We start from the raw sequence: 7,640 nt of genomic DNA on the forward strand, positions 1-7,640 counted from the left end.
TTGTATCTAGGTCTGGTGGGCTGGTATATTTTTATACCAGACCGGAGCGGGGGGCGGGCCCGCCCCATCACAGGGGCGGGCCCGCTCCGTTGGCGTTACTTGCTCTCGTCGACGGTGACGTCGGCGTCGGCGTGGTCCTCGAAGGGGTTCTCGACGAGGGCGTTGGAGTGGGTGGCCGACAGGTGCGCCAGCTGGCCCTGCTCGGCGATCGGGCTGAACACCTTGTGCTGCTCCATGAGGAGTCTCCATTCGCTCGGATGGTCGCGGCCGCCTGGTGGCGCCGCACGACAGACACTAATGAATATGATTATCGTTTCGCAATAGTTCGTCGGGGGGCAGAGGGTGATCTGGGTAACACACCGGCCAACCCCCTTCCGGATCGCGGCCGACGCGCCCGGCGACGCCCAGCACGTCGGCGAGCAGCCGGGGCGTGACGATGTGTTCCGGCGGCCCGTCCGCCACCACGCGCCCGCCGCGCAGCGCGACCACCCGGTCCGCGAAGCGCGCGGCGTGCCCGAGGTCGTGCAGCACCATCACCACGGTCAGGCTCCGCTCCTCACGCAGCCTCACCACGGTTTGCAGCACCTCCAGTTGGTGCCGCAGATCGAGGTAGGTGGTGGGTTCGTCGAGGAGCAGTACGCCGGTGTCCTGGGCCAGCGACATCGCCAGCCGCACCCGTTGGCGCTCGCCGCCCGAGAGGGAGTCGACCGCGCGGTCGGCCCAGTCGGTCACCCCCACGTCGGCGAGCGCCCGCGCGCACACCTCGTCGTCACCGTCCCGGAGCATGCCGAGAGGGCCGCGTGCCGCGTACCGCCCCTGCTTCACGAGCTGACGTACCGTCATCCCCGGTACGCCGGGCGACGACTGGTGCAGCAGGGCGACGCGGCGCGCGGTGGCCCGGCGGGACAGGCGTCCCAGGTCGTGGCCCTCCAGCAGGACCCGGCCGGCCGAGGGTTTCAGCAGCCCGGCGACGAGTCGCAGGAGTGTGCTCTTGCCGCACCCGTTGAGTCCGATCAGGGCGACGAGTTCACCCGGCTCGACCCGCAGGTCCACGTCCGTCAGGACGGGCCGCCCGGGATAGCCGAAGCTCACCGCCTCGACGGCTATCGCAGCGGGTCCTCGCGGGGCGTCCGCCGGCTCGTCCCCGGCCGCCGGGTCCCTCCCGGCCCGCGCGGTGTTCGTCATGTGTGAGGCGGTCATGTCTCCTCCTGAGTGCCTGTGGATGTGGTCCGCCCCGGGCGCGGGTCCGCCGGGGCGGCGACTGCCGCCCGTCTCACCCGGTTCCGGTCCCCTGCCGCCGCGCGACGACGAGGAGCAGTACGGCGCCCACACAGGTCGTCAGCGCGCCGACCGGTACGCTCAGCCGTCCGGCGTCCAGCGCTTCGACCAGCAGCCGGGAGAGCGCCTGCGCAGCCGCGTCGGCCCCGCACACCACGAGCGCGCCGATCAGCGCCGCTCCCGGGAGGGTGGCCCGCAGGTCGGCGCCGAAGAGCGCGAGCGCCAGATGCGGCACCAGCAGCCCCACGAAACCGAGCGCCCCCACGGCCGACACGGCGCCCGCCGTGAGCGCGACCGCGCACACGAGGGCGGCTCCGCGAGCCCTGCCGGCCGCGAGCCCCGCCGCCGCGGCCTGGTCGTCACCGCACCGCAGGAGTGTCAGCGGCGCCGCGAGCGAACAGGCGGCGACGGCCCAGACCAGGGCCCAAGGCCACAGCAGCGACCAGTGCTCCCAGACCCGCCCCTCGGTGGACCCGATCAGCCACTGCACCACGCTGCCCAACTCCCCCGGCGCCACCAGCAGCACCACCGCGGTGAGTCCGGCGAGCACGGCGGAGACGAGCACTCCGTACACGGCGGTCTGTTCGGGGTCCCCCTTCTGCCGGCCGGCGAGCAGCCACAGCAGTCCGGCGCCGAGGAAGCCGCCCGCGCAGGCCGCGACGACCACGGCGGTGGGGGACTCCCAGCCCGCGAGTCCCAGTCCGGTCGCCGTCACCGCGCCGAGCACCGCACCGGGCGTGACGCCCGTGACCTCGGGGCCCGCCAGGGGGTTGCGCAGGGCCGACTGGAGCAGCAGCCCGGCGAGTCCCAGGCTCGCCCCGGCGCCGAGGGCGACGAGCGCCCTGGGCACGCGCAGTCGCACGACGACGTGCCGGGCGGTCGGGTCGCCCGCGCCGGCCAGTACGTCCCACACCTCGCCCGCCCCCGGGTTCCGGCCGACCAGCGTCTGGGCGCAGAGGGCGAGCGCCACCAGCACGAGGAGCAGTCCCAGCTTGGGTACCGCGCCGATCGAGGGCAGCGGGCGCGGCCGTTCGCGTACGGCACCGGGCGCGCTCATCGGCCGCCTCCCGCGCCGGCTCCGGCCCGCGCCGCCGCGTCCGGAGCCCGGCCCGGGGGCCCGAAGGCGCCCGACCGGACGGGGGCGGCCGGCCGGCGGCCCATGCGCAGCAGCGCGACCCCCACCGGGACGCCGAGCAGCGCGGTCCACGCGCCGACCGGCGTCTCGACGGGCGCGAGCGCCAGACGGGCCGGCTGGTCGGCGCACAGGACGATCAACGCACCCCAGAGCGCCGACATGGGCAGCCAGGCCGTCGCGTCCCCTTCCGGTCGCAGCCGCCGCGCGACCTGCGGCGCGAGGAAGCCCACCCACGCGACCGGTCCGCAGACGGCGACGACCGGGGCGATCAGGACGACCGCGATGGCGAGCGCGCCGAGCCGCGCCCGGCGCACCCGGACCCCCATGGCACGGGCGTCGTCGTCGCCCAGGCGCAGCACGCCGAGTACCGGGGCGCACAGCACGAGGGACGGCACGGCGACGAGCAGCCACGGCCACAGCCCGGTGACGTCGTCCCAGGTGCGGGCGGACAGACTGCCCAGCAGATAGCGGTAGACGAGCTGGAGGTCCAGCTGGTCGGCGAGCACCATCAGGACCAGCAGTCCGGCTTGCAGCGCGGCCGACACGGCGGCCCCCGTGAGCAGGACGGCGGACGGACTGCGGCCGAACCCCGCCGCCACGAGCGTCAGTACGCCGCCGATGACCGCTCCGCCCAGGGCGAGCAGCGGCGCGACGGCGGCGGGGACCGACAGGGTCAGCACGAGCGGCGCGGCGACGCCCAGTGCGGCGCCCGAGGACACGCCGATCATCTCGGGTACGGCCAGCGGGTTGCGCAGTGCCTCCTGGAGGACCAGGCCCGCCGCGCCCAGGCACGCCCCGGCGGCCAGGGCCAGGACCAGCCGCGGGAGCCGGAGTTCGGTGAGGATCAGGGCGTCGAGGCCGCCGCCGCCCAGCGCCGCGGGCAGCCGGTGCGGAGCCACGTACGGCGTCCCCGCGCACAGGGCGACACCGGTCGCCACGAGCAGAACGACGGCGGCGCCCGCCAGTCGGCGTGTCACCGCAGTGCGGCCGTGGCCTCGTCGAGGACGAGACCGAGCGAGCGCGTGCCGCGCCCCTTCGCCCAGACGTCGGCGTTCACCTCCACGACCTTGCCGTCGCGTACGGCCGGGATGCGGGACCACAGCGGGTTCTTGGCCAGCTTGTCCGACAGCTGCCCGTCCGGGGCGCCGAAGGAGATCGTCTCGACGAAGAGGACGTCGACGTCGCGGGTGAGGATCTCCTCGATGCTGTAACTGCCTTCGACGCCGCGCCCCTTCCAGGGGTACGACGAGATCTTCGGGAAGAGTCCGGCCGCCACGTCGTTCTTCGGCGTCGCGACGCCGAAGTTCTCGTCACTGCCGAAGATGATCAGGGACGTCTTGTCGCTCCTGTGCTTCTCCGCCTCGGCGAGCTTGGTCCGAAAACGCTTCTCGGCCGCTTCGGCCTGCCGCGTACGGCCGGTCAGCGCGGCCAGGTCGCGCAGGTAACCGACGCTGTCCTCCCAGGTGGAGGGCTGTACGGGCCAGAAGGTGGTGGCCCCCTTCAACGCCGGAGCGAGCTTTCCGTGGGTGTCCTCCAGGCCGATCACCAGGTCAGGTTCGTGGGAGAGGACGGCCTCGACCTCGGGGCTGATGAAGCCACCGGGGACCACCGGGATCTTCCCCGCCCGTTCCTTGCCGAGGAACTCGGGGTGGGCGAGCAGCGTGGAGTTGGTGGCCGCCGGGGTCATGCCGAGTTCCGCCAGCATGTCGTCGCACAGGGCGACCAGGCAGACGACGCGCCGGGGCGGCTTCCTGACGGTGACGGTGACGCCCTGGGCGTCGGTGATGGTGGTCGAGGCCTTGACGGGGCGGACGTCCACTGCGGTCCGCGGACCGGGGTCACCGTTCCGCGCCTTGCCGGACGCCGGCTCCTGCGCGCCGCCGCCGCAACCGACCAGCATCGATCCCATGACGACGGCCGCCGCCCAGCGGCGGACCTTTCGCACTGCGCGCGACATGACGTGCCCTCTGTTCTTCTCGGTGTGCGGATCAAGTTTTCAACATGATAATCATTGTCAAACAACCCCTTGTCCAGTCGCCCGAGCACCGGAGACGCCGACCATGAACCTCGGACCCCGCCTGATCGTCGCCGACCAAGTAGCGGGAAAAGTAAGCATTGTGGACATACGAGACGGGCGGACGACGGCGCGGCTCGACGGCCGGCACCTCGCGGAGCACGCGGGCTTCCTCGCCCTCCCCGGCGACCGCACGGCCTTCGTCGACGACCGGGCGGGCGAACTGGTCGTACTCGACCCCTACGGCCCGGACTCGGGGCGCCCGGTCGTCGCTTCGCGGACCGCGGTGGCCGTGCCCGCCGAGCACCTGGCCGCGGACACCACCGGCCGCCGGATCGCGGTCACCACTGGTCTGGGCCGCAACTGGACAGCCTGGAGCGACCAGTTGACTGTTGTCGACCTGGCGGCCGAAGGCGGGCCCAGCGCGGTGCGCGTCCGCACCCGTACCGGCGAGCCGGGAGTCACCTTCACCGGCTCCCCCGACGACCCTGCCGTCGTGCTGCGCCACCGGGAGCCCGGTGAACTCGTCGCGTACCGGCACGCCGACCTGATGGCGGCCGCGCCCTCCTGCCCGCCCGCCGCGCCGCGCTCCGCACTGCCGCTGCCGGACGACGACGGGCACGGCGACGCCTGCGACCCTGCCACCGGCTGGGTGTTCGCCGCCGCCGGCTCGGGCGTCCACCGGGCGCGCGTGGACGACGGCGCGCTCGCCGCCGGGGAAGCGCTGCCGTGGACGGCCGGCGGGCGCACCGGTGGGCGCGGCTACTACCTGCGGCTGGACGCCGCGCGCCGGACGCTGTGGTCCTGCGTGCGCGGTGGCCCGAGCGCACCCGGGGACTGGCCGGAGTGGACCAACGACGCCTGGTGGCACCACCTCGACACCGGTCGCGGCGGCCGTCTGGGACTCGGCCCGGGACTGGTGTTCCGCCTGGCGGTGGCGGCCGGCCACGTCGCCTTCGCCCGCGTCCACCCCGACGGTGACGAGCTGGTCCTCGTCGCCACCGGGTCCCCCGGCCCGAGGGTGTCGGCCCGTGTGCCCCTGCCGCCCATGGCGGGAGCTCCCCGCCGGGGCGGCACCCCGTGGGACGGCGTCCAGCGCCGGGCCGTGGCCGCCTCCCCGGGCGCCTCACTCGTGGCGGTCTCCCGCGGCGGCCACGGGGAGGTCCACGTCTTCGACGCGGTGACGGCCCGGCAGACGGCGCTCGTCACCCTGCCCACGCCGCTCGACGAGGGCGGCCACCTGGCGCTCGTCACGCCCGGCGACGGCGCCTGCCTGGACCCGGTGGGGCGCTGACCTGCCCCGGTTCCCGCACATGGAGCGGCCGCGGACCGGGGGACGAAACCTCCCCGGTCCGCGGCCCGTTCAGTGGCCGGCCGGCCTCAGCAGTAGAGGTTCGAGCCGGTGGGTACGCCGAGGATCTGGGTGAACTGCTGGTACTTGGTGACACGGCTCTGGACCTGCGCCGGGTTCTTGCCGTCGCATTCGAGGGAGCCGTTGATCGAGCGGATCGTGTGCCCGAAACCGGCCTGGTTGACCATGGCGTTGTGCCCGGTCATCGTGCCGGGACCGTTCTGCGTGTTCCAGTACCACAGGCCCGTCTTCCAGGCCACGGGCGCTTCGTTCTGGACCCGCCACGGGTTGTTGAGCAGGTCGATGCCGAGCGCGTCACCGGCGGCCTTGTAGTTGAAGTTCCAGCTCAGCTGGATGGGGCCGCGCCCGTAGTAGGCGGCCTGGCCGGCCGGGCAGCCGTACGGCCGGCTCGCGTCGCAGTAGTGGGGGTAGTTGGCCTGGTTCTGCTCCACGACGTGGACCAGACCGCCGGTCTCGTGACTGACGTTGGCGAGGAAGGCCGCGGCCTCCTGCTTCTTCACCGTGTCGCTGCCGGTGGTGGCGAAGCCGGGATAGGCGCTCAGGGCGGCGGTGAGACCGCTGTAGGTGTAGAAGGAATTGCGGTTCGGGAACATCTGGTTGAACTGCGACTCGCTGACCACGAAGCCGGAGGGCGACGGGGTGCCGCCACCCCCGCAGCTGTGCGGGTTCCAGTACCAGGTGCTGATCGTCGGGTCGTAGCCCGGGTTGTCGTGCTCCGCGATGTAGTACGCGCCGTTGTACCTGACAACGTTGCCAGCCGTGTACCAGGCGCCCTGCTGCCAGTTCGGCGCGGTGTCGCAGACGGTCGCGGCGGGGGCCGCCGACGCGGAGGGCGCCAGCGTCGCGGCGAGGCCGGTGGCCATGAGGAGACTCGCCAGCAGGGCTGCGAGGCGTGTTCTCAGCACTCGATCACTCCTTCGGTGCGCAACGGCCCGGCCGCGGGCGGCACTTGGCTGCCGGCGGTGGCCGTGGTGGGGGGCTGCCCACACCTAAGCGCGATGTCATGATCGAGTCAAGGTATAGACCAATGCGAAGTGGGCGGCATGGCGCGGCGGCGGCGTACGGGCGCCGCCGCCGGAGCGCGGTGGCCTGATCGCGTACGCTCGGCGGATGGCGAAGTATTTTGACGTGCATCCCGACAATCCCCAGCGGCGCACCATCAGCACGGTGGCCGACAGCATCCGCTCGGGGGCGCTCGTCGCCTACCCGACGGACTCCTGTTACGCCCTGGGATGCCAGCTCGGCAACCGGGAGGGCCTCAGCCGGATCCGGTCGATCCGCAACCTCGACGACCGTCACCACTTCACCCTGGTCTGCCAGGACTTCGCCCAGCTGGGCCAGTTCGTGCACATCGACAACGACGTGTTCCGCGCGATCAAGGCGTCGACCCCCGGCAGCTACACCTTCATCCTCCCGGCGACGAAGGAGGTGCCCCGCCAGCTGCTGCACCAGAAGAAGAAGACCGTCGGCGTACGGATCCCCGGCCATGCCGTCACCCAGGCCCTGCTCGCCGACCTCGGTGAGCCGCTGCTCTCCAGCACCCTGCTCCTGCCGGACGAGGAGGAGCCGCTGACGCAGGGCTGGGAGATCAAGGAACGGCTCGACCACGTGGTGGACGCCGTGGTCGACTCGGGCGACTGCGGCACCGAGCCGACCACGGTCATCGACTTCTCCAGCGGCGAGGCCGAGATCGTCCGCCGGGGAGCCGGCGACCCCTCACGCTTCGAGTGAACGGCGGGGGGGGCGCGCCGCGGCCCCCCCCCCCCCCCAGCGCGACGCCCCCCAGACCGGGGATAGATTAAACAAAAACCAGCCCCCCCCACAAATAAAAAAAGCGAATG

Annotated in this window: 8 protein-coding genes; 2 read left to right on the plus strand and 6 right to left on the minus strand. The window is 72.9% G+C overall.

The window, feature by feature from the left end; all coding sequences use genetic code 11:
* Positions 1 to 95: 95 nt before the first annotated feature.
* The 5 genes from amiA to ACWGH0_RS29080 all read right to left on the minus strand — a co-directional run bounded on the left by amiA (position 96) and on the right by ACWGH0_RS29080 (position 4,370).
* Positions 96 to 236, minus strand: a complete 141-nt coding sequence (gene amiA / locus ACWGH0_RS29060) for a streptamidine family RiPP (RefSeq protein WP_453407226.1) — start codon at positions 234 to 236, stop codon at positions 96 to 98.
* 58 nt (positions 237 to 294) lie between these two features.
* Positions 295 to 1,200: an ABC transporter ATP-binding protein gene (locus tag ACWGH0_RS29065; protein WP_453407227.1), complete on the minus strand. Its 906-nt coding sequence runs from the start codon at positions 1,198 to 1,200 to the stop codon at positions 295 to 297.
* Between the two features lie 73 nt (positions 1,201 to 1,273).
* Positions 1,274 to 2,335 carry a FecCD family ABC transporter permease gene (locus ACWGH0_RS29070; protein ID WP_453407228.1) on the minus strand — a complete coding sequence of 354 codons (1,062 nt, stop codon included), beginning with the start codon at positions 2,333 to 2,335 and terminating at the stop codon, positions 1,274 to 1,276.
* Entirely contained in the window at positions 2,332 to 3,390 is a 1,059-nt protein-coding gene (locus ACWGH0_RS29075) for a FecCD family ABC transporter permease (RefSeq protein ID WP_453407229.1), read from the minus strand. Before ACWGH0_RS29075 ends, ACWGH0_RS29070 begins: the two co-directional genes overlap by 4 nt.
* Entirely contained in the window at positions 3,387 to 4,370 is a 984-nt protein-coding gene (locus tag ACWGH0_RS29080) for an ABC transporter substrate-binding protein (protein WP_453407230.1), read from the minus strand. The genes ACWGH0_RS29075 and ACWGH0_RS29080 overlap by 4 nt, the downstream gene beginning before the upstream one ends.
* Before the next feature lie 103 nt (positions 4,371 to 4,473).
* Here ACWGH0_RS29080 and ACWGH0_RS29085 point away from each other — a divergent pair, with 103 nt between their 5' ends.
* Entirely contained in the window at positions 4,474 to 5,721 is a 1,248-nt protein-coding gene (locus tag ACWGH0_RS29085; RefSeq protein WP_453407231.1) for a hypothetical protein, read from the plus strand.
* An 86-nt stretch (positions 5,722 to 5,807) separates the two neighbouring features.
* On the opposite strand, the gene ACWGH0_RS29090 is transcribed toward ACWGH0_RS29085, so the two are convergent.
* Positions 5,808 to 6,704, minus strand: a complete 897-nt coding sequence (locus ACWGH0_RS29090; protein WP_453407232.1) for a glycoside hydrolase family 19 protein — start codon at positions 6,702 to 6,704, stop codon at positions 5,808 to 5,810.
* Between the two features lie 205 nt (positions 6,705 to 6,909).
* Here ACWGH0_RS29090 and ACWGH0_RS29095 point away from each other — a divergent pair, with 205 nt between their 5' ends.
* Positions 6,910 to 7,530 (plus strand): L-threonylcarbamoyladenylate synthase, encoded by a 621-nt coding sequence (locus tag ACWGH0_RS29095; RefSeq protein WP_453407233.1) that lies wholly within the window; start codon positions 6,910 to 6,912, stop codon positions 7,528 to 7,530.
* Positions 7,531 to 7,640: the final 110 nt, after the last annotated feature.

The organism is Streptomyces sp. NPDC054887 (assembly GCF_053610585.1).